This is a genomic window from Microbacterium sp. 22242 (assembly GCF_052045495.1).
GTDB lineage: Bacteria > Actinomycetota > Actinomycetes > Actinomycetales > Microbacteriaceae > Microbacterium.
In genome coordinates this window covers 198,377-224,477 of the sequence record NZ_JBQEOZ010000003.1, presented here as the reverse complement: position 1 = coordinate 224,477, position 26,101 = coordinate 198,377, and the positions used below count along the sequence as shown (strand labels likewise).

Annotated in this window: 26 protein-coding genes; 19 read left to right on the top strand and 7 right to left on the bottom strand. The window is 69.3% G+C overall.

The features are described from left to right. Positions 1-45 precede the first annotated feature (45 nt). Positions 46-768, top strand: a complete 723-nt coding sequence (locus ACTJJZ_RS04350) for a TrmH family RNA methyltransferase (protein WP_440719949.1) — start codon at positions 46-48, stop codon at positions 766-768. 49 nt (positions 769-817) lie between these two features. On the opposite strand, the gene ACTJJZ_RS04345 is transcribed toward ACTJJZ_RS04350, so the two are convergent. Continuing rightward, positions 818-1,690: a hypothetical protein gene (locus ACTJJZ_RS04345; RefSeq protein ID WP_440719948.1), complete on the bottom strand. Its 873-nt coding sequence runs from the start codon at positions 1,688-1,690 to the stop codon at positions 818-820. Positions 1,691-1,713: 23 nt separating this feature from the next. Further along, positions 1,714-3,069, bottom strand: coding sequence for an MATE family efflux transporter (locus ACTJJZ_RS04340; protein WP_440719947.1), 1,356 nt, complete (start codon positions 3,067-3,069; stop codon positions 1,714-1,716). 144 nt (positions 3,070-3,213) lie between these two features. Between ACTJJZ_RS04340 and ACTJJZ_RS04335 the strand changes: the two genes are divergently transcribed. Then, a complete protein-coding gene (locus ACTJJZ_RS04335; RefSeq protein ID WP_440719946.1) occupies positions 3,214-3,804 on the top strand; it encodes a DUF1992 domain-containing protein in 591 nt (196 codons plus the stop codon). Positions 3,805-3,902: 98 nt separating this feature from the next. On the opposite strand, the gene ACTJJZ_RS04330 is transcribed toward ACTJJZ_RS04335, so the two are convergent. Further along, positions 3,903-4,427 carry a hypothetical protein gene (locus tag ACTJJZ_RS04330; protein WP_440719945.1) on the bottom strand — a complete coding sequence of 175 codons (525 nt, stop codon included), beginning with the start codon at positions 4,425-4,427 and terminating at the stop codon, positions 3,903-3,905. After that, positions 4,424-4,891: a DM13 domain-containing protein gene (locus ACTJJZ_RS04325; protein WP_440719944.1), complete on the bottom strand. Its 468-nt coding sequence runs from the start codon at positions 4,889-4,891 to the stop codon at positions 4,424-4,426. Before ACTJJZ_RS04325 ends, ACTJJZ_RS04330 begins: the two co-directional genes overlap by 4 nt. A 141-nt stretch (positions 4,892-5,032) precedes the next feature. On the opposite strand from ACTJJZ_RS04325, the gene ACTJJZ_RS04320 reads away from it, so the two are divergent. Beyond that, entirely contained in the window at positions 5,033-5,782 is a 750-nt protein-coding gene (locus tag ACTJJZ_RS04320; protein WP_440719943.1) for a response regulator transcription factor, read from the top strand. Next, positions 5,782-6,930 (top strand): sensor histidine kinase, encoded by a 1,149-nt coding sequence (locus ACTJJZ_RS04315; protein WP_440720066.1) that lies wholly within the window; start codon positions 5,782-5,784, stop codon positions 6,928-6,930. Before ACTJJZ_RS04320 ends, ACTJJZ_RS04315 begins: the two co-directional genes overlap by 1 nt. Here the strand turns inward: ACTJJZ_RS04315 and ACTJJZ_RS04310 are convergent. Beyond that, the gene (locus ACTJJZ_RS04310; RefSeq protein ID WP_440719942.1) at positions 6,927-7,736 is read right to left on the bottom strand and encodes a GSU2403 family nucleotidyltransferase fold protein; all 810 of its coding nucleotides are present in this window, start codon (positions 7,734-7,736) and stop codon (positions 6,927-6,929) included. The genes ACTJJZ_RS04315 and ACTJJZ_RS04310 overlap by 4 nt on opposite strands. Continuing rightward, positions 7,736-8,800: a helix-turn-helix domain-containing protein gene (locus ACTJJZ_RS04305; RefSeq protein ID WP_440719941.1), complete on the bottom strand. Its 1,065-nt coding sequence runs from the start codon at positions 8,798-8,800 to the stop codon at positions 7,736-7,738. Before ACTJJZ_RS04305 ends, ACTJJZ_RS04310 begins: the two co-directional genes overlap by 1 nt. 569 nt (positions 8,801-9,369) lie before the next feature. Here ACTJJZ_RS04305 and ACTJJZ_RS04300 point away from each other — a divergent pair. From ACTJJZ_RS04300 to ACTJJZ_RS04250, 11 genes are all read left to right on the top strand, one after another. Next, entirely contained in the window at positions 9,370-9,828 is a 459-nt protein-coding gene (locus tag ACTJJZ_RS04300) for a prepilin-type N-terminal cleavage/methylation domain-containing protein (RefSeq protein ID WP_440719940.1), read from the top strand. An 86-nt stretch (positions 9,829-9,914) separates the two neighbouring features. Further along, positions 9,915-10,346, top strand: coding sequence for a type IV pilus modification PilV family protein (locus tag ACTJJZ_RS04295; protein WP_440719939.1), 432 nt, complete (start codon positions 9,915-9,917; stop codon positions 10,344-10,346). Then, a complete protein-coding gene (locus ACTJJZ_RS04290; protein WP_440719938.1) occupies positions 10,343-10,933 on the top strand; it encodes a type II secretion system protein in 591 nt (196 codons plus the stop codon). The genes ACTJJZ_RS04295 and ACTJJZ_RS04290 overlap by 4 nt, the downstream gene beginning before the upstream one ends. Then, positions 10,924-12,654, top strand: coding sequence for a hypothetical protein (locus ACTJJZ_RS04285; protein WP_440719937.1), 1,731 nt, complete (start codon positions 10,924-10,926; stop codon positions 12,652-12,654). Before ACTJJZ_RS04290 ends, ACTJJZ_RS04285 begins: the two co-directional genes overlap by 10 nt. Further along, positions 12,651-13,541, top strand: coding sequence for a prepilin peptidase (locus tag ACTJJZ_RS04280; protein ID WP_440719936.1), 891 nt, complete (start codon positions 12,651-12,653; stop codon positions 13,539-13,541). The genes ACTJJZ_RS04285 and ACTJJZ_RS04280 overlap by 4 nt, the downstream gene beginning before the upstream one ends. 39 nt (positions 13,542-13,580) lie before the next feature. Next, complete coding sequence (pilM, locus tag ACTJJZ_RS04275; RefSeq protein ID WP_440719935.1) at positions 13,581-14,624, top strand: pilus assembly protein PilM; 1,044 nt, start codon at positions 13,581-13,583, stop codon at positions 14,622-14,624. After that, entirely contained in the window at positions 14,624-15,295 is a 672-nt protein-coding gene (locus ACTJJZ_RS04270; RefSeq protein ID WP_440719934.1) for a hypothetical protein, read from the top strand. Before pilM ends, ACTJJZ_RS04270 begins: the two co-directional genes overlap by 1 nt. Beyond that, positions 15,292-16,062 carry a hypothetical protein gene (locus tag ACTJJZ_RS04265; RefSeq protein WP_440719933.1) on the top strand — a complete coding sequence of 257 codons (771 nt, stop codon included), beginning with the start codon at positions 15,292-15,294 and terminating at the stop codon, positions 16,060-16,062. Before ACTJJZ_RS04270 ends, ACTJJZ_RS04265 begins: the two co-directional genes overlap by 4 nt. After that, on the top strand, positions 16,059-17,198 hold the full coding sequence (locus ACTJJZ_RS04260; protein ID WP_440719932.1) for a type IV pilus twitching motility protein PilT: 1,140 nt from the start codon (positions 16,059-16,061) through the stop codon (positions 17,196-17,198). Before ACTJJZ_RS04265 ends, ACTJJZ_RS04260 begins: the two co-directional genes overlap by 4 nt. After that, entirely contained in the window at positions 17,198-18,436 is a 1,239-nt protein-coding gene (locus tag ACTJJZ_RS04255; RefSeq protein WP_440719931.1) for a type II secretion system F family protein, read from the top strand. Before ACTJJZ_RS04260 ends, ACTJJZ_RS04255 begins: the two co-directional genes overlap by 1 nt. A 183-nt stretch (positions 18,437-18,619) precedes the next feature. Beyond that, positions 18,620-19,927 carry a mechanosensitive ion channel gene (locus tag ACTJJZ_RS04250; protein ID WP_440719930.1) on the top strand — a complete coding sequence of 436 codons (1,308 nt, stop codon included), beginning with the start codon at positions 18,620-18,622 and terminating at the stop codon, positions 19,925-19,927. 74 nt (positions 19,928-20,001) lie between these two features. On the opposite strand, the gene ACTJJZ_RS04245 is transcribed toward ACTJJZ_RS04250, so the two are convergent. Then, positions 20,002-21,669: a GspE/PulE family protein gene (locus tag ACTJJZ_RS04245; RefSeq protein WP_440719929.1), complete on the bottom strand. Its 1,668-nt coding sequence runs from the start codon at positions 21,667-21,669 to the stop codon at positions 20,002-20,004. A 169-nt stretch (positions 21,670-21,838) separates the two neighbouring features. On the opposite strand from ACTJJZ_RS04245, the gene ACTJJZ_RS04240 reads away from it, so the two are divergent. The 4 genes from ACTJJZ_RS04240 (at position 21,839) to ACTJJZ_RS04225 (ending at position 25,983) form a co-directional block, all read left to right on the top strand. Beyond that, entirely contained in the window at positions 21,839-22,264 is a 426-nt protein-coding gene (locus ACTJJZ_RS04240; protein ID WP_440719928.1) for an SRPBCC family protein, read from the top strand. A gap of 82 nt (positions 22,265-22,346) precedes the next feature. After that, the gene (locus tag ACTJJZ_RS04235) at positions 22,347-24,332 is read left to right on the top strand and encodes a M13 family metallopeptidase (RefSeq protein WP_440719927.1); all 1,986 of its coding nucleotides are present in this window, start codon (positions 22,347-22,349) and stop codon (positions 24,330-24,332) included. 298 nt (positions 24,333-24,630) lie between these two features. Beyond that, the gene (locus ACTJJZ_RS04230; RefSeq protein ID WP_440719926.1) at positions 24,631-25,020 is read left to right on the top strand and encodes a hypothetical protein; all 390 of its coding nucleotides are present in this window, start codon (positions 24,631-24,633) and stop codon (positions 25,018-25,020) included. Between the two features lie 84 nt (positions 25,021-25,104). Next, a complete protein-coding gene (locus ACTJJZ_RS04225) occupies positions 25,105-25,983 on the top strand; it encodes an NAD-dependent epimerase/dehydratase family protein (protein WP_440719925.1) in 879 nt (292 codons plus the stop codon). The last annotated feature ends 118 nt before the right edge of the window (positions 25,984-26,101 follow it).

Below are 26,101 nucleotides of genomic sequence, written 5' to 3'. Positions count from 1 at the left end.
AGGCCGGAGCCGGACCCGGATCCCGTGGCCGGATACGCTGGCGGGATGCAGGATCCGCCCTCGCCCGCAGAGCCGAACCCGATCGCCGCGGAGGCGTCAGGGGCATCCGCCGGCGCCGACGGCGGCCTCCCGGCCGGGTCGCCCGCTCCCGCCGGCGCCGCGGCCGAACCGGTCCCGCACGGCGTCGGACCCTGGGCCGGGGCGTGGCCGACGGATCCGCGCTACGACCCCGAACTGCTCGCGCACGGCGACACCCGCAACGTGATCGACCGCTACCGCTACTGGCGGATGGAGGAGATCGTCGCCGATCTCGACACCCGCCGGCATCCGTTCCACGTCGCCATCGAGAACTGGCAGCACGACATGAACATCGGCTCGATCGTGCGCAGCGCCAACGCGTTCCTCGCCGACACCGTGCACATCGTCGGACGGCGGCGGTGGAACCGGCGCGGCGCGATGGTCACCGATCGCTATCAGCACGTGGTGCATCACGAGACGGTCGAGGCGTTCGCCGTGTGGGCGCACGAGGCAGGGATCCCGATCATCGCGGTGGACAACGTGCCCGGTGCGGTGCCGGTCGATCGCGCCGAGCTGCCGGAGCGCTGCGTGCTGCTGTTCGGTCAGGAGGGGCCGGGGCTCTCCGCGGAGGCGATCGCCGCGGCTGCGGGGCACGTGGAGATCACGCAGTACGGATCCACCCGCTCGATCAACGCCAGCGCCGCCGCCGCCGTGATCATGTACGAGTGGTGCCGCAGGCACGCGGCCTGAGAGCCGCCGGTTCCCGTCGTCGAGGGGCCCGGCAGGAACCGTCCCGCGCTCAGCCGAGCCGGGCGGACACCGAGATCTCCTCGCCCGCCGTCACCCGGACATCGCGCAGTCTCGGGAGAGCGGCGTCCTTCGCGAGGTCGCCGTTCAGGTCGTAACTGCGGCCCTCGGCGTCGCGGAGCTCGGCGCGGGCGAAGCGCAGCAGCACGGCCACCAGGATGTTGCGGCTGGAGACGTGCAGTCGTTCCACCGTCACGACCGCGTCCGGCGCGACGCGTACGGTGATCCCGGCTCTGACCCTCGCCGCCAGGAGCTTCCACCGCGCCGAGCCGCGCAGGTCGATGAGGATCCGGCCCTCGGCGTCCTGCGACGCGGCGATGTCGAGCCGGTGCAGCCGGAGACCCTGGGCGGCGACCGCCGGTCTCATCATGGTCAGCAGCAGCGGGCCGACGTCGGACGTGCGCATCGTCGCGGACAGAGAGCCGACGGTGTCGCGCGCGGGGTCCGAGGCGTCGATGGTGAACGCGGTCTCGGGGCGATGAGGGTCGAGGGGGCGCTCGTAGCGGACCCACGCGATCGGCAGGCGGTCCAGTGTCGCGTCGATCCGGATCGGGATCCGGTGCACGCGCACGGGATCGGCGGAGAGCCGTCCGTGACGGAGCACGGCCGGCCGGCGCTCGATCTCCGCCGGCTTCGAGGGGCGAGCCGCCCCGTCGCCCGGGGACGAGGACTCGTCGACGAGCTCGGGGCGCAGGTTCACCCTGGTCGCGATCAGGTCGAGCGTCTCGATGTCGTCGCCGTCGAGGGCGACGTCGATGCGGATCCGGTCCGACCCGTCCATGCGGAAGCCGTCACCCGCGCTGAGCATCGCCCGCAGCCAGCGCTCGACCGTGCTCGCGTCACCGGGCCAGGAGCTGAGGATCATCGTGTCAGTCACAGGAAGGGGGTTCAGACGCCGACGCTCAGCCAGCGTCCGGTGCGCACGCGCAGGCCGAGCGTCGCGAGCCGGGCGCAGAGGTAGATGCCGAAGAAGGCGACCGCGAGCCAGACCAGCCCGGGCAGCCCGCTGACCCCGGTGACCGAGATGACGGCCAGGGCGGGCAGGAACGGCACCAGGTTCAGCCCGCCGGCGATCGCGAGATAGCGGGCGTCGCCGGCGCCCATCAGCACGCCGTCGAGCACGAACACGACGCCCGCGACCGGCTGGGCCACGGCCAGCACGATCAGCGCCGGCTGGATCAGCGCGGCCAGCGTCGGATCGCCCGTGAAAGCGAGCCCGATCACCCCGGAGAGCGCGGCGATGAGGACGCCGACGATCACGCCGAACCACGCGCCCCACGCGACGGTGCGGGCGAGCACGTGGCGTGCGCCGTCCGCATCCTGGGCCCCCAGGTTCTTGCCGATCAGCGCCTGCGCGGCGATCGCGAGGGCGTCGAGCGCGAAGGCCGCCGCGGAGAAGACGGTGAACACGACCTGCCAGCCGGCCAGCTCGCGCGTGCCGATCCCGGTCGCGACGCCGACCGTGGTCAGCAGAGCGATGCGCAGGCTCACCGTGCGCAGGAACAGCCACCCTCCCGAGCGGGCGGATCCGCGGATCCCGGACAGCTCCGGGGCGACGGATGCCTCGTGGCGCTTCGCCAGCCGGCCGATCACGAGCGCGTAGGCGCCCACCATGGCCCACTGTGCGACCACGGTGCCGAAGGCGGAGCCGGCGATGCCCCAGCCGAAGCCGTAGATGAACAGCGCGTTCAGCAGCGCGTTCGCCGCGAAGCCGGCGCCGGCGATCCACAGCGGCGTCACGGTGTCCTGCATGCCGCGCAGCAGGCCCGTCGCCGCGTAGACGACGAGCATCGCCGGGAGGCCCCACATCGAGGGCGTGAGATACGCGGAGGCCTGGGCGGCGACGGCCTCGCTCGCGCCGAACAGCGGGATGACGACGGGGGTGAGGAAGGATCCGATGACCGCGAGCACCGCGCCGAGCCCGAGGGCGAGCCACATCCCGTCGATCCCGACCGAGACCGCGCCGCCGTGCTCGCCGGCCCCGAACCGCCGGGCGACGGCGGGGGTCGTGGAGTAGGCCAGGAAGATCATCAGCCCGACGACGGTCTGCAGGATCGCGGACGCGATCCCGAGCCCCGCGAGCGGCACCGTGCCGAGGTGCCCGACGAGAGCCGCGTCGACCATGAGGAACGCCGGCTCCGCGACGAGCGCGCCGAGCGCCGGCACGGCGAGCCGGACGATCTCGCGGTTCAGGGTCGAGGCGGAGGCAGACACCCCACCGAGCCTAGAGGCGGGCGGGGACATGCCCGACCCGGCTCCGGTTCATCAGGCGACGCCGCCGGGAGCCGCGCCGCGGGGAGCGGGGTGAACCAGAGAGTGTGCCGTGCGGGCACCCCGGCTTAGGCTGGAGAAGACCCGACGTGAACGTGACGAACGGGAGGAGACGTCATGACGGATCCGGACAGGATGCGCCGAGCACGCGACGCCGCGCACCGCGCGCACGAGATCGCGCAGGAGGCTCGGCACGGCGGGCGCTCCGACGGCCAGGCGCGGCTGGACGAGGCGCAGCCCATCGCACCGCCCGCGGTCCTGAACGCCGAGACCATGCCCGCGATCGTCGAGACCGCGATCCAGGTGGCGATCCGTCGCGGCGACTTCGACGATCTGCCCGGCGCGGGCAGGCCGATCCCCGGCCTCGGCGCTCATCACGACCCGGACTGGTGGATCCGCCGAAAGATCGAGCGGGAGAGCCTGACCGGCCTCGGACCGCCCGCGCTCATGCTGCGGGTCGAGGATCGCGAGCTCGACGGGCAGCTCGACGCGATCCCGCGCGAGAGCGACGTGCGCGCCGTGCTGGAGGACTTCAACCGCCGGGTCATCGAGGCGCGGCGGCAACTGCTCGGCGGGCCTCCCGTCGTCACCCGGCCCCGTGACGTCGAGGCCGAGATCGAGGCCTGGCGGGCGCGGAGGGCGGCCGCGCAGCCGGCTGCGGCGGATCCTCCCGCTGAGCCTCGCCGCCGCTGGCTGCGCCGCCGCTGAGCCGAGAGCACTGAGCCGAGAGCACTGAGCCGGGAGCGCTGAGCCGACGGCGCCCGTCGACTTCGCGTGTGCGGAGGAGACGGGCGCTCGCGGGGTGGTCAGCGCTCGAATCGCTCCGACCGGCGCTTCCGCCACGACGACCACCCGGCCACCCCGATCCATCCCGATCGCGGCAGCGCGAGGACCAGCGCCGACAGCAGCACCAGGATCGGATACTGTGCGATGAGCTGATCCGACGACCAGTACAGCATCAGCGTCGCGACGGATCCGAGCGCCACCAGCGTGGTCAGCGTCCGGCCGAGGCCGAGCACGAGCAGCACGCCGAGCGTCACCTCGAGCGCCGGGATCGCGATGCCGAACAGCGCCGGCGCGCCCTGCATGAGCGCACCCAGTGGACGGAAGTAGAACGGCACCCGGCTGTTGCCCGCGGTGCCCTGCGCCACGAGCAGGATGTCGGCGGAGCCGAACCCCGCACGGTACTTCAGGATCCCCTCGGCGAGCCAGAGCACTCCTGCGGCGACCCGTGCAGACCCGCCCAGCAGAGCCGAGGCGAGGAGCCATCGTTGCGGAGACCCCACCAGGGCCGACGTGACGCCGCCGGCCCTCGCACTGATGGCGGTCATGACAGCGCAGCGGCGCCGAAGACCGCCTTGGCCTTGTCGCAGTGGATCACGACGTCGGTGTAGGTGGACGCGTCGACGCCGTTCAGCATGAACGACTGCGTGTCCTTGTCGAACGCGACGGGGTCGATCTGCTTTCCGGCCGCGACGGCGGCCTCGTCTGTGCCGTTGGTCAGGTAGACGTGCAGGTCGGGTCCCTCGTCCGAGGAGAACCCGGTGAGCTTGAGGTCGGATCCGGAGATGGTCACGGTGCCCTTGACGTTCTTGCCGTTCAGGCCCATGAACGTGCCGGTCTTCTGCATGTCCGAGTGCATCGTGTCGGACGGCATCGGCGACGACGAGCTGGTCGGCATCGCGTCGGAGGAGGATGCGGATCCGGCGGGGGTCGAGCTGCACCCGGCGAGGGTCAGGCCCAGGGCGAGGACGGCGACGCCGACGGACGTGGGGATGAGTGCGGTCTTGCGCATGATTGCTCCATTTCCGGCGAGGATCCGCCGTGGGTTTCGAGGACACTGGCGACGCTAGGTCGGCCCGGATCCGTGCGGTGGAGTTCTTTCGAGGCCGTAAGGAACTCGGGTCGGTCCGGGCGCCGGGGCTAGCCTCTGAGCATGGAGAAGCCCGGAGCCGTCGAGGACGCGAACACCCTCGACGGGCGCGCCGAGACGGTCGAGCCCCGCGTCGTGATCGTCGAGGACGATCCGACCGTGCGCGCCGCCGTCGAGCGCTATCTCGGCGCGAGCGGGTACCGCGTCGAGGGCTTCGGCGACGGCGTCTCGGCCCAGCGGGCCGTGCGGGCGGATCCGCCTGATCTGCTCATCCTCGATCGGATGCTGCCCGGCCTCAGCGGCGACGAGCTGGCGCGCGACGCGCGGGCGCGATCGGCCGTGCCGATCATCATGCTGACCGCGCTCGGCGAGGTGGAGCAGCGGATCGAGGGGCTCGAGACCGGCGCCGACGACTACCTCGTGAAGCCGTTCGCGCTGCGCGAGCTGCTGCTGCGGGTCGGGGCGCTGCTGCGTCGCTCCCGTGCGGCGGCGGCTCCGACCCGGGAGGTCACCCGCGGCGACTTCCGGCTGGATCCCGCGCGTCGCCGCGTGCACGTGCGCGGCGAGGAGGTGGTGCTGGCGGCGCGCGAGTACGAGCTTCTCGCCCACCTGGTGCAGCACGACGGCGAGGTGCTCTCCCGCGACGACATCCTGCGCGAGGTGTGGGGCTGGTCGTTCGGCGAGGCGAGCACCGTCACCGTGCACGTGCGCCGGCTGCGGGAGAAGATCGAGCAGGATCCGCGTCACCCGAGGCACCTGCTCACGGAGTGGGGCGCCGGGTACCGGTTCTCGGCGGACGGATCCGGCTCGTGATGCCCCTCGGCGCGCTCGACGTGCTGCTGATCGTGCTCACGGTGCTCGGCTGCGCGGGCGTGGTGACGCTCGTCGCGCTGCTCGTGCTGCGGCGCGCGCGCCGCGCCGGGCTGACCTTCCGGCTCGTCGTCGTGGGGGCGGCGTCGGTGCTCGCGCTCGCGACGGGCGTGCTCGCGATATCCGCGGAGATGTATCTCTCCGTGCACGATTTCACCGTGCTGATCTGGGTGCTCGGTGCGGCTCTGCTGTGCGCGCTCGCGACGGCGTGGATCACGGCGAGGGCGGCCAGGGCGTCCGTGCGGGAGCTCACGGCCTCGGTGCGCCGCGTCGGCGAGGGCGACGTCGTGGACGGCGGGCGCAGCGGCTGGCGCGAGTTCGACGAGCTGTCGGCCGAGCTGGCCGAGGTGTCGGCCCGGCTCAGCGAGGCACGGGCCGAGCTGGAGCGGGCGGATTCGGACCGGCGCCGGTTCCTGGCCTGGATGTCGCACGACCTGCGCACGCCGCTCACCGCGATCCGCGCCCTCGCCGAGTCGGCGGAGGCGGGCCTGGCGGATCCCGAGGAGCTCCCCGGGCAGGTGCGCGCTCACATCGAGACGATGAGCCGCATGGTCGACGACCTGTTCGAGCTGTCCCGCATCACGTCCGGCTCGCTGCGGCTGCGCACCGAGCAGGTCGAGCTGCTCGACATCGTCTCCGATGCGGTGGCCGACGTCATCGCGGCGGTGGGCGATCACCGGGTGCGGATCGTGCAGCGCGACATCGACGGGCATGTGCTGTGGGCGGATCCGCATCAGCTCACCCGGGTGATCGTCAACCTGCTCACCAACGCCGTGCGGCACGCGCCGGAGGGATCAGAGGTGCTGGTGTTCGCGGAGTCGCCGTCGCCGCATCGGCTCGTGCTCGCGGTGCTGGACCACGGCAGCGGCGTGGCGGTCGAGGATCTGGGCCGCATGTTCGAGGTGGGCTGGCGGTCGGATCCGGCCCGTGGCGCGGCGGCACCGGACGCGGTGGCCTCGGGTGCCGGGCTGGGACTGGCGATCGCGCGCGGACTGGCGAGGGCGCACGGCGGCGACGTCTTCGCCGAGCACACCGACGACGGCTTCTGCGTGAAGGTGGAGCTCCCCGTGGGCGGACGTGATGCGGCTTAGAGCGCCGAGAGCAGCGCGGTGACGAGCGCGGCGAACGACGGGGGAATCGTCGGATCGTCTTGGGCGGCCGTTGCGGCGAGCCGCACGATAGAGCCTCCGGGCGATGCGGCATGTTCTCGATAAATCTCGATGGCTTCGGCGGAGACGGCGCGAGCCTCGCTCTCGACTTGATGCGAGGCGAACCCTGCGACCAGGTCGTTCGTCTCGATCGCCTGGAAGAGCCGGAATGCGTCGAGAGCGTCTTTTGCTTGCAGTCGCCCGGGCTGTCGCTCAGCCTGTTGCAGTCGTTCGCTGATCTTCACTGCTTTCGCGGTGAGCAGCGCTGCCGGGCCGGCGACTCTGAGCCTGAACTCACGATCATCGTTCGGGTCGAGGGCGCTGATAGACACGTATGCGTTGTCGATGAGCGCGGGTTCCAGGCCTCGCGCGATCCGTGCGGTCAGCTTCTCGTGCGGCGGCATCCGTGCCGCGCGAGCGGTCGAGCTGGTCGTTCCCGCCTGATGCGGAACGACCATGAGGTCGACAGCGATGTCTCCGGTGTTCACCCAGTGCCCAGGATTGACCCCGGGGGTGAACCCTGCGCGGCGCAGGAGGCTGCCGATCTCGGGAGAGTCCTGGAGGTTTGCCGTGTTGACGGCGAAGTCGGCATCAGTGGTCAGCAGCGGCACGTTCAGATCAGCATCACCGGTGTGGTGATAGACCGCTTGAGCGCCGACGAGCACCAGGGTGTCGCGATGCTCACCCAGCGCAGCGACGGCGTCGAGAAGCACTCGACGGGCTGCGACGTATTCGGGTGAGATGCTCATCAGCGGCTCCAAGCGTCGTCGGCGCGGGCGAATGCGTCCATGAGTTGCTCGGCTTCCGCATCGCCTCGACCAGGCAGGGTCAGCAGGTCCGCGAGTACTAGTGCGTCGGGGGCGATGTCGTTCTCCAAGATGGCTGCGTCTTGAGGCGCAGCGATCACGACATTCCCCGTGACGGCGTCAGCGGGAATCAGTTCGAGGTGTTCGGCGAGCACTGCGGGACGAGCCGCATAGAGCGCGACGACGCGCAGAGGAACCACGGGGACGACTCCGTCAGGAAGAAGCCGACGAGCGGCCGCGGCCCCTGTCATCGTCACGTTCTCCTCGGAATCGACGAGTCGTGCGAGCATGCGATCGACTCCACGAGGGGCTATGAAGAAGGCGTTGGGGCGATTGGCTCGCGTGAAGGAATAGTCCCTGACCCAGCGGCGGATCAGTTCCCGCCGACGCACTGCGGTCACCTGGCCGGCATCGTTACGGTCCACGATGCCCTCGGTTGTCAATGTCGGAAGCAACTTGGAAACGGAGCCGGGCGACACGTCCGCTCGTTCTGCCAGTGCGCGGACCCCCAGCGGAAGCTCGGTGGTGCACAGCGCACGGATGATCCGGCTCGCGGCGACTCCATTGAGCCTGGCAACGGCACTTGTACCCGTCGTCCGCGGCGCCCGGTCTGCCCCATGTCCGGTCACGAGCACGAGCGGAGATTCAGACGTGAGGCGGACCCATCCGGTTGCGTCGGCGTAACTGACCCCTTCCGCCGTGAGCTGTGACCGCAACCCGGCACCGATGTAGTCGGAGACGTAGAGGAGCGGCACTTCGACTTGGCGTGACATGTCGCGAAGGAAGGCCATCAGCACGTTGTGCGGAGTCCCGGAGCGTTTGGCCTCGACGGCGAAGGTTGTCCGCTCCTTGTTGGGACCGATGAGCGCGACGAGCGCGTCGATTGCACGGTCGGGCCGGTTCGTTCCGTGCGCGGATTCCAAGCGCCACGACCGGGGCAATAGCCGCTCGATGCTGGCGAGCGCATCGTTCAGCAGCGTCGTTTCTCGAATCTCCTCGTTTCCCATGATGGGAAACAGCCTATTTTAGGAAACGCGGGAAGGCAAGCCTGAGCGTTGTTCAGGAGGATGACCGGAGGTCGCTTCCGCGTCGTTCGTCGGCGACACCGGACGCGGGACGATGCCGTGCCGCGCGGCGGAGCGGACCGCGCGATTAAGCCGGCGCTGCGCGCGCTCGGCACGACAGACCCGGCGAGTTGCACGATCGCGTTCACGACGACGAGCACGGCGAGTGTGAGCAGCGCGCCGAGCACCGCTCCGGCGTACTAGCCGGCTTCGGCCCGTGCGGAGAACTCCCCAGAAGACCATGAGGAGCACCTAACGGGAAGTGGCGGCGGGCGCGCTCCTCGAGGTCCGCGGTGACCCGAGGAGCGATCGTCGGTATCCCGGAATGGCGGTTTCAACATTTCTCTTGCGCGGAGGTGAAGTTAGGTCCATCCTGATCCCAGGATGAGAGCTCTGGGACAGCTCGACTCCGAATCTGGGGACCGGAACCATCCGGCTTTTTGGCGCAGGGGACGCGCCGGTTCGCAGAGTGCGTTTTCACCCGAAACGACTCTCTGAAATGGGGACATGTAATGCTCAATATTCGTCGCGCCCTCGAGGCGAAAAAGGCGGCACGCGAGAACGGCGACGAAGCCGGTTTCTCACTGATCGAACTGATCATCGTGGTCGTGATCATCGGAATCCTGGTGGCGATCGCCATCCCGCTATTCGGCTTCATTCAGAAGACGTCCGTCGACGGCGCTACGCAGTCGAGCACAAAGAATGCATCAACCACTGCGGTAGCGGATTTCGCTTCGGCCGCGACCGCGGCCGCGGGCGCGACTAAGGCAAACACTGACCTCGGGACGATGATGAGCGGAAACTTCGTGCTGAAGCTGGAAACGGGCGGTACGGCCGGCGTTGGGGACTCGAGTTCTGCGGCGTCAGTTTGCGTCTCCGGTTATGACCCTGACGGCCAGAAGTACATCGCGGCTGCCAGTGCGTTCTTCTCTGGCCCGGGGGCAAAGACCGACGGCAGCGGTTGTAGGTAAACCCGGGGGCTTCGCGCGTCCGGGGCTGTCTGAGTCGGCCCCGGACGGAGTGCGCGCCGACGGCCTAATCATGGGAAGGAACGCCGATGCGTGACCTGCCTGGTGTACACGATCAAGGCTTCGGCCTCGTCGAACTCATCATCGCGATGTTCCTGCTTGCGATCATCACGGTTGCGTTGATCCCCGCGCTATACAACGGCATCGTTTACTCGTCGCAACAGTCCACCACCGCGACCGCGACTCGTGCCATCAACGGACTTGTCGAACAGGTCAGGCAGTCGCCGAACTGCGCCACCATCGCCGCGGCGGTCGGCGCCCACTCGTATTCGGACGGTGTTGGCAAGCCGATCGCGACGTCCGGCGTCTCGGCTGTTGCGCCCCAATCTCCCTTCTTCACCGATTCGACTGGTGCAAACGTCGCGTGCGGGACCGGCACCCTCGCGACGCTCGTCCTGACGGCGAAGGACTCCAGCGGAGTTCTCCTAGCTACCGTCACAGCAAAGGTCTATCTCCCATGAACAGTTCAACGGACCGTGCTGAGGATGGATTCTCGCTGATCGAGCTCATCTTCTTCGTGGTGATCCTCGGGTTGATCACCACAGGGATCGCGGTGGTGTTCTTCAACATGTGGAAGGCGCAGGCGAGCGTCAGCGGCCAGGTCGATGCGACGGAACGAGGCCAACTGATTGCGTCGCAGGTCGAGCGTGCGATGCGCGATGGTATTGCGTTCTCGGTGCCATCCGGATCGACGCTCTTGGTGGCCACATCTTCGGCCTCCAACGCGTGCATGGGCTTCTCCTTCGTCGACGGGACTATGACGCCGCCCGGCACCGCGAATCTCGCGATCACGTCGGGGACATCGCTGAGCACCGCCTCGTGGCCGGCTTGGCAATCCGGAATCGTTGCGCACCCGCTCAGCGGCGGCGGATTCGATCCGTTCTTCGCCATTGTGAGCCCCAACACGATCCGATACTCGTTCGACGTGAAGAGCGCGAACGGCCCGACCGTGCATTTCGAAGGAACGGGCTATCTCCGCAGCGCCTCGGCGCCCACGGACGCGAATTGGGGCGTCCGCCCGGGAGGGGGTGCGCAGACATGCTTCTGATTCATGAACTGGCCGAGCGCTGGAGGAAGCATCCTGGAGACGATCAGGGCGTTGCGCTCGTTCTCGTGGTCTTTGTAGCGCTCGTCGGCGCTATAGCCACGGCAACGATTGCAGCCGCGGTGTTCTTCGTCATCAACGGGAACGCGTCGAACAAGAGCAACACTCAGTCGTACGTGGCAGCCGAGTCCGGGCGAGATGTGGCTCTGAGCACGATCATCGCGGGTATCAAGGCGGGCGACGGCACGTTGGCTTGCAGCAGCGGTATCGCGGTGACGCCGGACACCACCGTTGCGCACGGTTACGCGGCAACCATCCGGTGGGCCACATCCACGAGCGCACCCCGTGCGTGGTCCTCCATCGCCAGTGGTGCCGATTCCTACTCCGCGTGCCCCACCGCGTCATCCACCGCTGTTGTGATCCACGCCGTCGGTACGGCGAACGGGCAGACGAGCACGATCGACTCGGCATACGCGTGGTCTATCTCGCCAGACACCCGGCCGGCGGGAACTCTGGCTTATTTCGATACCCAGTTCACTGCCACCAAGTCCACGTATCAGGGTGACCTGGTCATCCGTGGCTCAGGAAACTATTCCTGCAACAACGGGGCGAGCAACGAGATTCAGGGTGACCTCTGGGTCACGAACGCGAGCGTCGATGTCACGGGCGACTGCTATGTGACCGGGAGTATCTACGCGTACGGATACGTCAATGCCAGTAACAAGAACCTGCATGTCGGTGGAAGCATCATCACCCAGACCGGCGACGTGAGTCTCACCACGGCATCTTCGGGAACGGTGATCGTAGGCGGACAGATCTACGCGGGCAACAATGTCTCACTGACAAAGACCGGAACTGTCGGGCACCTCGGCACCGCTGCAGAGTGCGGCGCCCTCACTCCGGCCCAGCCAGCCGGGTGCCCTATCGGAGGAACGGTCAAAGCAGTTGGAACCGTGCCCTCACCGATGCCGGTCGGGTGGAAGGACGCCAACGGTGCGACTCTCGTCGGGCAGGGCGGACAGCCGGCACCTACGATCTCGCCGACCCTTCAAGCAGTCCATGATGCGACGGCGTGGCTCGAACTCGACGCGTCCAAGAACCTGTCTCAGAGCTCAATCACCTATCCCAATGCGGCGACCCCTGACGTCTGCAGCGGTGGGACGTTGGCGTCCATCCTGGCGACGACTGGGACGCGCGCGTACATCGATATGAGCGGATGCGTCTCGGGTAACGCGGTCACGGTCCAGCCCGACACAGCCAGCGTCGCGAGGGACGCTCTGATCTATGTGCCTCCGACGACCAAGATGAACTTGAACTTGACCAACAACCTATCCAATGGAAATGCGGCCCTGAACAGCGGTGCAGGACCCGAATTGCTCATCATCCACGGCGACGCGAATGTTGCCGACAGTCAGCCGACGTGCCGATCCGACGGCAGCACTCCGGCGGACAGCATCAGCGTCACAGGCACAGACTCGGTGCGGACCATGATGTACAGCGCCTGCGGGATCAACAACACGATCGCCCTGACGATGACGGGCCAGATCTATGCCGGCGTCAACGGAGTGCACCTAAATGGCGGAACATTCACCTGCGCGCCGATGGGATGGGATCCCGCTTTCAAGAACCTGGCATGCGGCGTCAGCGGCAACGGGGGGATATTCGACCCGAACAAGACGACCCAGACGATCGGCACCACGGTGTCGGCGCAGAGCGAACAATGATCGTGCTGGAGGAAGGCATCGTGCTCGTCTTTTCCGGCGTCTTCGGACTGGTCATCGGATCCTTCCTCAACGTCGTCGCCTACCGCGTCCCGGCGGGAGTCTCGCTCCTGCGGGAGAGCCGGTGCCCGGAGTGCGATGCTCCGATCCGGTGGTGGCAGAACGTTCCGGTGGTGTCGTGGCTGGCGTTGCGGGGACGATGTGCGAACTGCTCCGTCCCGATCAGCGGACGGTATCCCTTGGTCGAGGCGGTCACCGGGGTTTCGTTCGTGGCGGTCACGTCGTGGGCATTGACCGCGGCGGCACCGCGCTTCATCTCCGGTGGTCTTCCTCCCGGAGCTACGGTGCCCGGCCCGACGGCGTATCGGGTGTTCTGGGTCGTGCTGGTCGCCTTCCTGTACTTCGCTGCCGTGTCGGTCGTGCTCACGCTGATCGATCTCGACACGAAACGGCTGCCGGATGCGATCGTGCTGCCGAGCATCGTCGTGGGAATGGTGCTGCTCGCCCTTGCGGCGGAAGCGGGGGAATCAGCCGGCTCCATGACGGGCTGGATGACGTTCCTTCGCGCCGCGGCTGGAGCGGCGATCCTCTACGCCTTCTACTGGATCGTGCGCTTCATCAGCCCGCGAGGGATGGGCGGCGGCGACGTCAAGCTGGCCGCCCTCGCGGGCCTGTATCTCGGCTGGTGCGGCTGGGCGACGCTGGCCGTCGGCGCGTTCGCCGCGTTCGTGTTCGGCGGGCTGTACAGCCTCGCCCTGGTCCTGTTGCGCCGAGCGAAACGCAAGACGGCGATCCCGTTCGGGCCGTGGATGATCCTGGGTGCCTGGGCTGGGATCGCGGTGGGCGAGCCGGTCGGGCGCTGGTATGTCGGAATTCTGGGACTGAACTGAACCCGCCTGGGGCGGGTAAGGGGGACGTGGGGAGAGAACATGGCGAGATCGCATGTCGGTGTGGAGATCACCGAAGAGAGCGTGCGCGCGGTAGAGGTGTCCGTCGAGCGTCAACCGCAGGTCGTCGCGTACGGCGAGGTGGCACTGCCGCCGGATGCAGCACACGACTCCGAAGTGCTCGATCAGGGCGCAGTCGCCACCGCGATCCGCGACCTGTGGAGCACGGCGAAGATCCGTGCCAAGTCGGCGACTCTCGGCATCGCCAATCGGCGCGTGCTCGTGCGGGAGCACAGCACGGTGGCGATCGCGCCCGAACTGCTGCGCCAGGCGCTGCCGTTCCAGGTGCAGGATCTGCTGCCGGTGCCCGTCGCCCAGGCTGTGCTCGACTACTACCCGACCGCACAGCACGGCGACCAGCTGCACGGGCTGCTCGTGGCTGCCGTCTCCTCGACGATCGAGGACATGATCACCGCGTTCGGGCGGGCCAAGATCCGCATCGATGGCGTCGACCTCGCCACGTTCGGGCTCGCCCGTGCCGCCGCGCTCGTCGCGCCCGAAGGAACCGCGGCGGTGATCCATATCGGCGACCACACGACGCAGATCGTCATCCTGCGCAACGGCATCCCCGACTTCGTGCGGATCACGCCGGTCGACCTGGAGACCGTCGCCGTGCGTCGCCGCAACACCCGGATCGCCCCGGAGGACGGCACGTTCGCCGCGGCCCGGGTGGATCCGACCCGCGTCGCCGCGGCCGAACTCGTCGGCGCCGCGGGCATCGTGCCGATGGGTGCGCTGCGCTCCGATGCGAGCACCAGGCCGGTCGCGGACGTGATCGGGCGGATCCGCAGCACCTTGGCCTTCTACCTGAACAAGGACGGCGTGCCGCCGATCACCCAGGTGCTGATCACCGGCGCAGGCGCCGCCGTGGACGGCGTCGCCCCGGGACTCGCGGCAACCCTCGACGCCCCGCTCCGGACCGTCGTGCTGCACGATGTGCTGCCGCTTCATGTCGCCGATCCGACCGGTGATCTCGCCCTCAACCTGGTGAGCACTGCGGGGCTCGCCCTCGGAAAGGACCGCTGATGACACGCATCACCGTCGCGACCCCCGGCGGTACGCCGCGGGTCGATCTGCTGCCCCGCTCCGAGGTCGAGCGTCGCGAACGCGACGCGCTCGGGCGCACGTGGGTGCGGGCGGGACTGCTCGCGATCCTGCTCGCCATCGTGCTCATCGCCGCGGCGTTCGCCGTGAACCTGTTCGCGCAGCAGCGCCTCGCCGCCGAGCAGGCCCGCTCGAGCCAGCTGATCGGACAGATCGCGGGCCTCTCCGACGTCAGCAACGCGCTGAAGACGGAGGCCGACCTCACCCGGTTCCGTGCCGACGCGATGGGATCCGATCTGTCGTGGACGGCGATCCTGAACCGGATCCGCGGCACGTTGCCGGCTGGCACGAGCCTGGTCGGCTTCGAGCTCACGACCGGCGCCGCTCCTGCGACCGCCGGCGATGGGAAAGCCGACGAGAAGGCCGCGAAGACCGCCGTCGGACTCACCGGAACACTCACGCTCGACAGCGGCACCGCGCTCGATCTCGGTGCCTACGTGCGGAGCCTGCGCACCGTCGACGGCGTGCTCACCGCCGATGCCAACTCCACCACGTCGGGTGCGACGGCGGCCGGCCGATTCACCTACAAGGTGGACATCACCTTCGATCAGACCGTCTATTCCGGCAGCTACACCAAGGCGGTGGAGAAGTGACCAAGTCGCTCATCAATCTCATCGGTGCTCTCATCACCGTCGCCGTCGTGGCGCTCGCCGTCGTCTTCGGGGCCCTGCCCCTGCTCGGGCAGACGTTCACCGCGTTCGGCGACACCGCTCAGGCGGGCGCCACCAACACGGCCTACGAGGCGCAGATCTCGACCCTGCAGAAGCAGAAGGCGCGCAAGGGCGAGATCGACGCGGCGGTGCAGGACTTGCGGGCGCAGATCCCCGCGGTGCCGGACCTGGATCGCGCGTTCGACCTCATTGCCGAATCGGCCCAGGGCTCCGGAGTGGTGATCACCTCGATCGTCCGGGAAGGACTCGCACCCTACGCGCCGCGGACCGCTCCCGTGCCGGCCGGACCGGCGGCCGCAGCAGCCAAGGCGCAGACCGCCCCGCAGCCCACGCCGCAGCCGACGAGCGGGTCGGATCCGGTGGGGCAGGCGAAGAGCACGGCCGCGCAGGCGAGTGCCGACGCGAGCCAGGCTTCGCCGGCTGCGGGTGCCAACGGGGGCAGCGCCGCCGGTGGCTCCGCCGGGTCGGGCGCAACCGCGGTCGACGGGCGGGAGCAGATCCCCCTGACCGTCACGGCCACGGCCGCCGACCTGACTGCCGTGCAGAGCTTCCTCGACGGACTCCGCGGATCCGGTCGCCTCCTCGGCGTCGACAAGGTGACGGTGCAGGGTGCGAACGGCAGCCTCACCGTCAACCTGGCGCTGCTCGCCTTCGTCGCCCCAGGGCCCGCGACGGGACCGGCGAAATGAGCGCCGCGGAGCTCACGGGCATCCTCGGGGTCGGGGCCCGCGCGGGGGCGAGCGACGTGCACGTCACCGCCGGCTTCCCACCTCTCATGCGCGTCGACGGCGACCTCGTCGAGGTGCCGGGACACGCGGGGCGGCTCAGCCACGACTGGGTCGAGCAGGCCGCGTACGACCTCATGACCGACCCGCAGCGCGAGGAGTTCGCCACGAACCACGAGGTCGACCTCGCACACGCGGTCGACGGGATCGGACGCTTCCGCGTGAACGTGTTCCGTCAGCTGGGCGACATCGCCATGGCGCTGCGGTACATCCCCGACCGGGTGTTCACGCTCGAGGAGCTCGGCGCCCCGGCGATCGCCCGCGACCTGGCCCTGCGCCCGCGCGGCCTCGTGCTGCTCACCGGCCCGACCGGATCCGGCAAGTCCACCACCCTCACCGCCATGGTCGACATCGTCAACAACACGCGGCCGGTGCACATCGTCACGATCGAGGATCCGATCGAGTTCCACCACACCAGCAGTCGCGCGCTCATCCATCAGCGCGAGGTCGGATCCGACACCGCCTCGTTCGCCGAGGCTCTGCGCCGGGTGCTGCGGCAGGACCCCGACGTGATCCTGGTCGGCGAGCTGCGGGATCCGGAATCCATCTCCACCGCCCTGTCGGCTGCGGAGACCGGCCACCTCGTGCTGTCCACTCTGCACACCCAAGGCGCGGCCAAGTCGGTGAACCGCATCGTCGACGTGTTCCCCGCCGATCAGCAGCACCAGATCCGCACCCAGCTGGGCGACACCCTGCAGGGCATCATCAGCCAGACGCTGCTGCCGCGCGCGCAGACCGCGGGCCGCACGATCGCGACCGAGGTGCTCATCAACACCCCCGCGGTCGCGAATCTCATCCGGGAGGGCCAGGTGTCGCAGCTCTACTCCACGATGCAGGCGAGCCAGTCGGCCGGCATGCACACCCTCGACCAGGACCTGCGCCGGCTCGTCGGGGAGGGCCTCATCGCGCCGCACGTGGCGCGCACGTTCGCCGTCGACCCGAAGTCGATCGACGGCGTGCACGTGCAGCCCCGCGACATCGACGCCGAATCGTGGTCGACGTTCGCCGCAGGAGCGCAGCTCGAGGAGTGGGGATCGTGATGGCCGGCGTGCAGGAATACGAGTACCAGGCGCTGAATCCGGCGACGGCGCAGACGGTCAAGGGGTCGATGGACGCGTCCAGCGACAGCGTCGTCGCCGCCAAGCTCAAGGCACAGGGCCTCACCCCGCTGCGGGTGGCGCCCGTCGCGAAGACGGGCCTCCATCGCGAGATCACCCTGCCGTCGTTCCGTCGCGGAGTGTCGGCGAAGACGCTGGCGATCTTCTCGAGGCAGATGGCGGCGCTCATCAACGCAGGCCTGCCGTTGCTGCGCACCCTCACCGTGCTCGCCGAGCAGGCCGATGACAAGAAGCTGCAGCAGGTGCTCGTGACCGTGCAGACCGACGTCGAGTCGGGATCCTCGTTGTCGGCCTCGATGGCACGGCACCCGCAGGTGTTCCCGCCGCTCATGGTGTCGATCATCCGGGTCGGCGAGGCCGGCGGCTTCCTCGGCAAGGCGCTCACCTCGATCGCCGAGACCTATCAGAAGCAGGCCGACCTGCATGCCAAGATCCGCGCCGCCACGACCTATCCGCTCGTGGTGCTGATCATCGCGATCCTCGGCGTCACCGCGATGCTGATCTTCGTCGTGCCGGTGTTCAAGAGCATGTTCGAAGGCCTCGGCACCGGCCTGCCGCTGCCGACGCAGATCCTCGTCACGGTCTCCGAGAACATGAGATGGATCGCTCCTGTCGTCGCCGTCATCGTGATCATCGTGTGGATCTGGTGGGCGCGCAATCGCTACACCGACGCCTACCGCAAGGTGGTGGATCCGTTCCTGCTGAAGCTTCCGATCTTCGGCAAGCTGCTGACCAAGATGGCCGTGGCGCGCTTCACCCGGAATCTGTCGATGATGCTCGACGCCGGCGTTCCGATCATCCAGGCGCTGTCGATCGTGGGGCAGGCGTCGAACAACTGGAAGATCGAACAGACGGTGCGCGACATCCAGGAGTCGATCCGCAGCGGCCGCTCGTTCGCCGCCCCGCTCGCCAAGGCCGCGGTGTTCCCGTCGATGGTGTCGCAGATGGTCGCGGTGGGCGAGGAGTCCGGCACCCTCGCGGCGATGCTCGCCAGCATCGCCGACTTCTACGAGGACGAGGTGGAGACCGCGACCGAGCAGCTGTCGTCGCTCATCGAGCCCGTGCTGATCGTCGGCCTCGGCGTGGTCATCGGCGCCATGGTGATCTCGCTCTACCTGCCGATCTTCACGCTCTACGGCGATCTCGCGAAGCAGCACTGAGGCGTCGAGCGCGGACCGTACCCGATCAGGGCGGCCCTGGACAAGGACCGTGCGGGCGTCGTCGGAGAGGTCCACAGTCCCGCGGAGGAAGCGCGTTGCAGGGACCCGCGTAATGAACTCGCGACTCCCGCGTCTCATCGACAGGTCCATCTTCAACGCCGCAGATAGTCCAGGAGGAAGACAATGCAACTCTCCACAGGTTCGATCGACTGGCTGTCGATCGGTTTGAAGGTACTCATCGCCATCGTGATCCTGCTGGTCACGTGGTTGATCGCCTGGGTCGTGCGCTGGGTCTTCGCGCGTCTCGTGGGCAGGATCGGCTTCCTGCGCAGACAGGGAGCGGACGGAGCACAGGTCGGTGAATCGATCGGGAAGATCGCGAGCCTACTGGTCTGGCTCCTCGGCCTCATCGCCGTGCTGCAGGTGTTCTCGCTCACTCAGGTGCTCGCCCCGCTGCAGGGACTCGTGGACGGCGTCCTCGGCTACCTGCCGAACATCATCGGCGCCGGTGTGGTGTTCTTCATCGGCTTCGTGCTCGCGAAGATCGCCCGGCAGCTGGTGGTGACCGCCCTCGGGACGGTGGACTTCAGCAGGCTCGGCCACCGCATCCGCACCTCGGCCGACTCGGCGACCGGAACCGCCGACGCGTCGTCGGCCACGGCTCCGCTGGCCGAGAACAAGGGCAGGATCGTCCCGCTCGTCGGCAACCTGGTCTTCGGCGTCATCGTGATCGTCGTCTCCATCGCGGCCTTGCAGGTGCTCGGCATCGCCGCCATCTCGCGGCCCGCCGAGCAGATGCTGACGATGTTCCTTGCGGCGCTGCCGTCCATCATCGCGGCCCTGATCCTGCTCGGGATCGGGTACGTGATCGCGCGCTTCCTCGGCGAGCTCCTCGAAGGGGTGCTGCGCGCAGGCGGCACCGACAGGGCGCTGACGAGTGCAGGCGTGGTGCCGGAGGGCACCAGCGCGTCGACGATCATCACGCGCATCGTGCAGACCGCGATCATGATCTTCTTCGCGATCATGGCGACGCGGCTGCTCGGCTTCCCGGAGGTGACGCGGATCCTCGACCAGGTGCTCTCGATCGGCGGGAAGGTGCTGATGGGCGGGATCGTGATCGCCGCCGGCTTCCTGATCGCGTCGGTGCTCGCACGCGTCCTCGGCGACGGGACCATGGTGAAGGTTCTGCGCTACGCCACGATCGCCCTGTTCGCGGCCATGGGGCTCAAGGCCATGGGGATCGCGGACTCGATCATCAACCTCGCCTTCGGCGCGATCGTGATCGCCGCCGGCCTGGCGGCCGCGCTCGCCTTCGGCCTGGGCGGTCGCGAGGCGGCCGGCCGCACGCTGAACCGCCTCGCCGCGCAGGCCGAGACGGCGATGCCGCCGCACCCGGAGCCTCCCGCGCCCGCGGCGGCGACGCCGCGTCGCCCGGCTGCAGGCACCACGCCCCCCACGACGGACGGGGACGGGACCGGCGCCCAGAGCTGAGCTCGGCCGAACCCGCGACCGCGTCGCACCAGGCTCATCGGCCGGTGCGACGCGGTCTTTTGGGCGCCGACCGGTCACACTGTGACGCGCAGCACCTCTTCGATCGTGGTGATGCCCTGCGCGACCTTCGCCCAGCCGTCGTCGCGCAGCGGGATCATGCCCTGCTCCAGGGCGATCTCGCGCAGCTCGCCGCCGGTCGCGCGGCCCACGAGCGACTGCTCGATCCGGTCCGTGACCTCCATGGCCTCGTGCAGCGCGATGCGTCCGCGGTAGCCGGTGTTCGAGCAGGCCGAGCAGCCCACCGCACGGTGAACCTCCGCCCCGTCGATCAGGGGTTGCGGCATGCCGACCGCCTCGAGCATCGCGCGGTCGTCGTCGATCGGCAGGCGGCACTTCACGCACAGCCGCCTGGCCAGCCGCTGCGCGACCACGGCGCTCAGCGCGGTCGCCACCAGAAACGGCTCCGTGCCGATCTCGACCAGACGGGTCAGTGCGCTGGGCGCGTCGTTCGTGTGCAGCGTCGACAGCACCAGGTGGCCGGTCAGCGCGGCCTCGATCGAGATCAGCGCGGTCTCGCGGTCGCGGATCTCGCCGACCAGCACCACGTCCGGATCCGCCCGCAGGATCGAGCGCAGCGCGGTCGCGAAGGTCAGGCCCGCACGCGGGTTCACCTGGATCTGGTTGACGTCCGCGATCCGGTACTCCACGGGATCCTCGACCGTGATCACATTCACCCGCGGGTTCGCCACCGTGCGCAGCGCCGTGTAGAGCGTCGTCGACTTGCCGGATCCGGTCGGGCCCGTCACCAGCACCATGCCGTGCGGGCGTGTGATCGCCTGGGTGAAACGCAGCTCGTTGGGCTCCGAGAACCGCAGATCGGACATCGCCATGAGCTGGCCGCTGTTGTCCAGGATCCGCATGACGATCTTCTCGCCCCACACGGTCGGCAGGGTCGCCACCCGCAGGTCGATGCTGCGCCCCTCGTGCAGTACCGAGATGCGGCCGTCCTGCGGTACGCGCTTCTCGGCGATGTCGATCGACGACATGATCTTCAGGCGCGAGATCACGCCGTCCTGGATGCTCCGGTCCGCACGCTGCATCTCGTGCAGCACGCCGTCGATGCGGAACCGCACCGCGAGGCGGTGCTCCCCGGGCTCGATGTGGATGTCGCTCGCGCGGTCGTTGATCGCCTGCGTGATCAGCAGGTTCACGAACCGCACCACGGGAGCGTCCGCATCCTGGTCGTCGAGCTGCTCGGTGAACACGATCGTCGAGCTCGACGACGACTCGCCGATCTGCTCGGACAGGTCGGTGAGCTCCTCGTCCGACCGCAGGAACCGCTCGAACGCCTGGTCCAGCGCCTCGCCGGTGACCACCACGGGCGACACCCGCAGGTCGGTGATGCTGGCGATGTCGTCGAGCGCGATGATGTCGGTCGGGTCGAGCATCGCGACGGTGAGCTGGTCGCGCATCCGGCGCAGCGGCAGCAGCCGGTACCGCCGACACAGGTTGCCGGGCACGAGCGAGATCACCTCGGGATCCAGCGGGTAGCCGGTGAGGTCGACGTACGGCATCCCGGTGCTGACCGACACCGCCTCGGCGAGGCCGGCCTCCGTGACGAGCCCCTGCCGCAGAAGATACGGCGAGAGCTGGTCGCCGTCTCCGACGACGCCGATCGCCGCCGTGACGTCGTCGGCGCGCGCCGCGCCGGTCAGCACGAGCATCTGCCCCAAGCCGCGCATGGGATCCCCATCCCGCGGCGCCCCACACGCCGCTCCACTGCTCATCCTAGATCCGCGCGGGCCGTCGTGGACGATCGATATTCCGGTCGCCGGACGCCCCGTCCCGCCCGCGCGAGGGGAATCCCGCCCGAACCTTCTTCCGCGGCGCACTGAGCGGGATAATCGCGTCATGCCCACCGCATCCCGGACGATCCGGATCGCCGCGCCCATCGAGTCGGTCTTCGCGTTCTTCACCGACCCCGCTAACGATCCGAAGTGGAGGAGCGGCATCATCGAGATGCGCGCGAACGGCGAGTCCGCCGTCGGCGCGACCGTGCATCAGGTGATCGCCGGTCCCGGCGGGCGCTCGATCGACGCGGACATCCGGATCACCGAGCGCTCCGCGCCGACCCGTTACGCCTTCGCCACGATCAGCGGCCCCGTGCGGCCTATCGGCGGCTACACGTTCGCTCCGGACGAGGGCGGCACGACGGTCGAGTTCGTGCTGTCCGCAGAGCTGAGCGGTGTGAAGAAGCTGCTGAGCGGGCCGGTGCAGAAGAGCATGACGGCCGAGATGGCCGCGCTCGACAAGGCGAAGGCGCTGCTGGAGCGGTGAGGCCCGGCGGTCGGCTGATCCTCGGCGCGGCGCGGCGTCCGGAGACCCTGCGATGCCCGGTACGGCCGCATAGGCTGAGCGCATGACCGACGTTCTCCCCTCCGGACTCGCCATCGGCGACTTCGACCCCGCGATCCGCCCCCAGGACGACCTCTACCGGCACGTGAACCACACGTTCCTCGAGAACACCGAGATCCCCGCCGACAAAGCGCGCTGGGGATCCTTCCACATGCTCGCCGAGCAGGCCGAGAAGGACGTCCGCGCGATCATCGAGGACTCGCAGGGCGCGGATCCGGGCACCGAGACCCGGAAGATCGGCGACCTGTTCGCGAGCTTCATGGACACCGAGCGCATCGCCGCGCTCGGCACGGCCCCGCTCGCCGACCCGCTTGCCGCGGTCGACGCCGTCCAGTCCATCCCGGAGTTCCTGGCGCTCACCGGGGCTCTCGACCGGCAGGGGATCGCGGCGCTGATCGGGGTGTTCGTGGAGCCGGATCCGGGCGACCCGGAGCGCTACGTGCCGTTCGTCGTGCAGGCCGGGCTGTCCCTGCCGGACGAGAGCTACTACCGCCTGGACAACTTCGCGGGCACCCGCGCCGCCTACCGTGCGCACGCGGAGCGGATCCTCACCCTCGCCGGTGTCGTGGACGCCGCAGACCAGGCGGAGCGGGCGTTCGCGCTCGAGCACGAGATCGCCGGATACCACTGGGACAACGTGGCCAGCCGCGACGCGGTGAAGACGTACAACCTGAAGAGCTGGGCCGAGCTGCAGGAGCTCGTCGGCGTCGACCTCGCGCCGTGGCGCGACACGGTGGCCGCCGTGCACCCCGAGGCCTTCGCCGAGGTCGTCGTCTACCAGCCGAGCTTCTTCGAGGGGCTGGGCTCGCTGCTCGTGCCCGAGCGGCTGGACGACTGGAAGGCCTGGCTGCGCGCGAAGGTCGTGCACGGCCTCGCCGCCTACCTCACCGACGACATCGTCCAGGAGAACTTCTCGTTCTACGGCACCGAGCTCACCGGCGTCCCCACGATCCGCGAGCGCTGGAAGCGCGGCGTCGCGTTCGTCGAGGGATCGCTCGGCGACGCGGTCGGCAAGGTCTACGTCGAGCGGCACTACCCGCCGGAGGCGCAAGCCGCGATGGACGAGCTGATCGGCAACCTGCTCGAGGCGTACCGGCAGAGCATCGCCACACTCGAGTGGATGAGCCCCGCGACCCGCGAGCGCGCCCTGGAGAAGCTGGCGACCTTCACGCCCAAGATCGGGCATCCGAAGGTGTGGCGCGACTACTCCACGGTCACCGTCGACGCCGCCGACCTGGTCGGCAATGCCGGGCGGGCCGCCGAGTTCGAGCACGACCGCACGATCCGCAAGGTCGGCCGGCCGATCGACCGGGAGGAGTGGTTCATGTCGCCGCAGATGGTGAACGCCTACTACAACCCGCTCATGAACGAGATCGTGTTCCCCGCGGCGATCCTGCAGTACCCGTTCTTCGATGCGGGGCGCGACGCCGCCGCGAACTACGGCGGGATCGGCTCCGTGATCGGTCATGAGATCGGGCACGGCTTCGACGACCAGGGCAGCCGCTACGACGGCGACGGCAAGCTGCAGGACTGGTGGACCGACGAGGACCGCGCCGCCTTCGAGCAGCGCACCGCATCGCTCATCGCGCAGTACGACGTGCTCGTCCCGGAGGGGCTGTCTCCCGAGCATCACGTGAACGGCGCCCTCACGATCGGCGAGAACATCGGCGACCTGGGCGGCCTCGGCATCGCGCTGAAGGCGTACGAGATCGCGCTCCGCTCCGACCCGTCGGTTCCCGAGCCTGTCGAAGGACCCGAGATCGACGGCTACACCGGCGTGCAGCGCCTCCTCCTGTCGTGGGCACAGGTGTGGCAGCAGAAGAGCCGCGAGGCCGAGACGATCCGCCTGCTCACGATCGACCCGCACGCGCCGAACGAGTTCCGCTGCAACCAGATCCTGCGCAACATCGACGCGTTCTACGAGGCGTTCCACGTGACCGAGTCGGATCGCCTGTGGCTGGCCCCCGAGGAGCGCGTCACGATCTGGTGACGCCGTGACCTCACGCCCGCCCCGGCTCACCCCGGGGCGGGCGTTCGCCGTCTCCCGGGGTCGTTGAGCGAGCCGCAGGCGAGGCGATCCGCGACGCCCCGCGGAGATGGATTTCGCTGCTGCGGCGCGCTGCTGGGCGGCGTTTTCCATCTCTGAGGGAGGGTCGGCCGGGAGTGGAGATGGATTTCGCTGCTGCGGGGCGCTTCCCGGCGACGTTTTCCATCTCTGAGGACCGATGGCGGCGCTGGGTCGTGCCGGGCGTCCTCGCTCGACGACCCCGGCGGGTTAGGCTCGCGGGATGATCCCCGCAGACTGGACGCCGCATCGCCGGGACGACCGAGAGCTCCTCGGCTGGATCCGCCCTGAGGGCGACGACTGGCTGGCCGTCGACGTGCTCGGGCGCGAGCTGACCGGACCGATCGACTGGCTCGACGCCGAGGCGGCACTCGAAGAGCACGGCATCGGCTGGCTCGCGGATCCGTGGATCCTCGAAGGCGAGGGGGATCCGCTGCGCGTGCGGATCGTGGAGGTCGTGCCGGAGGGCGACGGCCGGATCACCGTGAAGGTCGACGACTTCGGCGACATGCAGCGCCCGCCCGCGCAACGTCACGACCTGACCTGGCCGCTGCCCGCGCGCCTGCGTCCGCTCGCTCCCGGCGATCCCGACGGGCGCACCATCACGCGGTAGCGTCCGCCGTCGTCGCATCAGGACGGACCCGCCGCGCGGAACGTCCGCGGGAATACCGGCACGGATCCGGCGTTCGCGAAAGGCATGAAGGTTCTTCTCACCGGCGCGACCGGTTACATCGGCACATCCGTCCTGGCTCGTCTTCTCGCGGAGGGCCACAGCGTGACCGCGCTCGTCCGCGATACGGCGAAGGCTCGCAGCGTCGAGGAGGCGGGCGCGACCGCGCTCGTCGGCGAGGTCGGCGACACCGCGCTCGTGGCCGAAGCGGCTGCAGCCGCCGACGGGGTGATCCACACCGCGTCCACCGCCGAGGGCGATGCGGCGTTCATCGACGCCGTGCTCGGTGCGCTCGACGGCACCGGCAAGCCGTTCGTGCACACCGGCGGCATCTGGAGCTACGGGTCGTCCGACGACATCACCGAGCAGAGCCCGATCGCCCGGCCGGCGCTCACCGCATGGCGCGGAGCGGGCGAGGACAGGGTGCTGGGCGCGGCCGGTGTGCGCGGCATCGTCGTGGCGCCCGCCGTGGTGCACGGGCGCGGCGCCGGCCTGGTGCGGCTGCTCACGGACCAGACCGACGGCGGTGTGCGCTTGATCGGCGACGGCAGCCAGCACTGGACCACCGTGGACGTCGACGACCTCGCGGCGCTCTACGTGCTCGCGCTCGAGAAGGGCCGCGCCGGCCAGACCTACATCGGCGCCTCCGGGCAGAACCCCACGGTGCGCGAGCTCGGCGAGGCGATCGCGAGCGGATACGGCGTCCCCGAGGGCGTCCGGCCCGAGAGCGCGCAGGAGACCCGCGCCCGCCTCGGTGAGGCGTTCGCCGACGCGCTGCTGCTCGACGAGCAGGCAACCGGGGCGAAGGCGCGCACCGAGCTGGGCTGGGAGCCGATCGGGCGACCGCTCGTGGAGCAGCTCGCCGCCGGCGTGTACCTCGGCGAGGCTGCGACGACGCGGGCCTGAGGAAGCAGGCCGGATCCGCTCGGCACCCTCCGCAGCGGATCCGGCCGCACGCCGTCGGCCGCACCGGGCCCGCGGTGTCGCACCGACGGCACGCCGGCACGGAGCATCCCGCCCTGGA

Bases quoted from the DNA above. Each gene is read 5' to 3' on its own strand.
- ACTJJZ_RS04305 (WP_440719941.1), bottom strand. From the start codon at position 8,800: ATGGGAAACGAGGAGATTCGAGAAACGACGCTGCTGAACGATGCGCTC.
- ACTJJZ_RS04245 (WP_440719929.1), bottom strand. From the start codon at position 21,669: ATGCGCGGCTTGGGGCAGATGCTCGTGCTGACCGGCGCGGCGCGCGCC.
- ACTJJZ_RS04295 (WP_440719939.1), top strand. From the start codon at position 9,915: ATGCGTGACCTGCCTGGTGTACACGATCAAGGCTTCGGCCTCGTCGAA.
- ACTJJZ_RS04255 (WP_440719931.1), top strand. From the start codon at position 17,198: ATGGCCGGCGTGCAGGAATACGAGTACCAGGCGCTGAATCCGGCGACG.
- ACTJJZ_RS04260 (WP_440719932.1), top strand. From the start codon at position 16,059: ATGAGCGCCGCGGAGCTCACGGGCATCCTCGGGGTCGGGGCCCGCGCG.
- ACTJJZ_RS04235 (WP_440719927.1), top strand. From the start codon at position 22,347: ATGACCGACGTTCTCCCCTCCGGACTCGCCATCGGCGACTTCGACCCC.
- ACTJJZ_RS04230 (WP_440719926.1), top strand. From the start codon at position 24,631: ATGATCCCCGCAGACTGGACGCCGCATCGCCGGGACGACCGAGAGCTC.
- ACTJJZ_RS04335 (WP_440719946.1), top strand. From the start codon at position 3,214: ATGACGGATCCGGACAGGATGCGCCGAGCACGCGACGCCGCGCACCGC.
- ACTJJZ_RS04320 (WP_440719943.1), top strand. From the start codon at position 5,033: ATGGAGAAGCCCGGAGCCGTCGAGGACGCGAACACCCTCGACGGGCGC.
- ACTJJZ_RS04345 (WP_440719948.1), bottom strand. From the start codon at position 1,690: ATGATCCTCAGCTCCTGGCCCGGTGACGCGAGCACGGTCGAGCGCTGG.
- ACTJJZ_RS04330 (WP_440719945.1), bottom strand. From the start codon at position 4,427: ATGACCGCCATCAGTGCGAGGGCCGGCGGCGTCACGTCGGCCCTGGTG.
- ACTJJZ_RS04270 (WP_440719934.1), top strand. From the start codon at position 14,624: ATGACACGCATCACCGTCGCGACCCCCGGCGGTACGCCGCGGGTCGAT.
- ACTJJZ_RS04225 (WP_440719925.1), top strand. From the start codon at position 25,105: ATGAAGGTTCTTCTCACCGGCGCGACCGGTTACATCGGCACATCCGTC.
- ACTJJZ_RS04350 (WP_440719949.1), top strand. From the start codon at position 46: ATGCAGGATCCGCCCTCGCCCGCAGAGCCGAACCCGATCGCCGCGGAG.
- ACTJJZ_RS04290 (WP_440719938.1), top strand. From the start codon at position 10,343: ATGAACAGTTCAACGGACCGTGCTGAGGATGGATTCTCGCTGATCGAG.
- ACTJJZ_RS04240 (WP_440719928.1), top strand. From the start codon at position 21,839: ATGCCCACCGCATCCCGGACGATCCGGATCGCCGCGCCCATCGAGTCG.
- ACTJJZ_RS04300 (WP_440719940.1), top strand. From the start codon at position 9,370: ATGCTCAATATTCGTCGCGCCCTCGAGGCGAAAAAGGCGGCACGCGAG.
- ACTJJZ_RS04285 (WP_440719937.1), top strand. From the start codon at position 10,924: ATGCTTCTGATTCATGAACTGGCCGAGCGCTGGAGGAAGCATCCTGGA.
- ACTJJZ_RS04340 (WP_440719947.1), bottom strand. From the start codon at position 3,069: ATGTCCCCGCCCGCCTCTAGGCTCGGTGGGGTGTCTGCCTCCGCCTCG.
- ACTJJZ_RS04280 (WP_440719936.1), top strand. From the start codon at position 12,651: ATGATCGTGCTGGAGGAAGGCATCGTGCTCGTCTTTTCCGGCGTCTTC.
- ACTJJZ_RS04325 (WP_440719944.1), bottom strand. From the start codon at position 4,891: ATGCGCAAGACCGCACTCATCCCCACGTCCGTCGGCGTCGCCGTCCTC.
- ACTJJZ_RS04315 (WP_440720066.1), top strand. From the start codon at position 5,782: ATGCCCCTCGGCGCGCTCGACGTGCTGCTGATCGTGCTCACGGTGCTC.
- pilM (WP_440719935.1), top strand. From the start codon at position 13,581: ATGGCGAGATCGCATGTCGGTGTGGAGATCACCGAAGAGAGCGTGCGC.
- ACTJJZ_RS04310 (WP_440719942.1), bottom strand. From the start codon at position 7,736: ATGAGCATCTCACCCGAATACGTCGCAGCCCGTCGAGTGCTTCTCGAC.
- ACTJJZ_RS04250 (WP_440719930.1), top strand. From the start codon at position 18,620: ATGCAACTCTCCACAGGTTCGATCGACTGGCTGTCGATCGGTTTGAAG.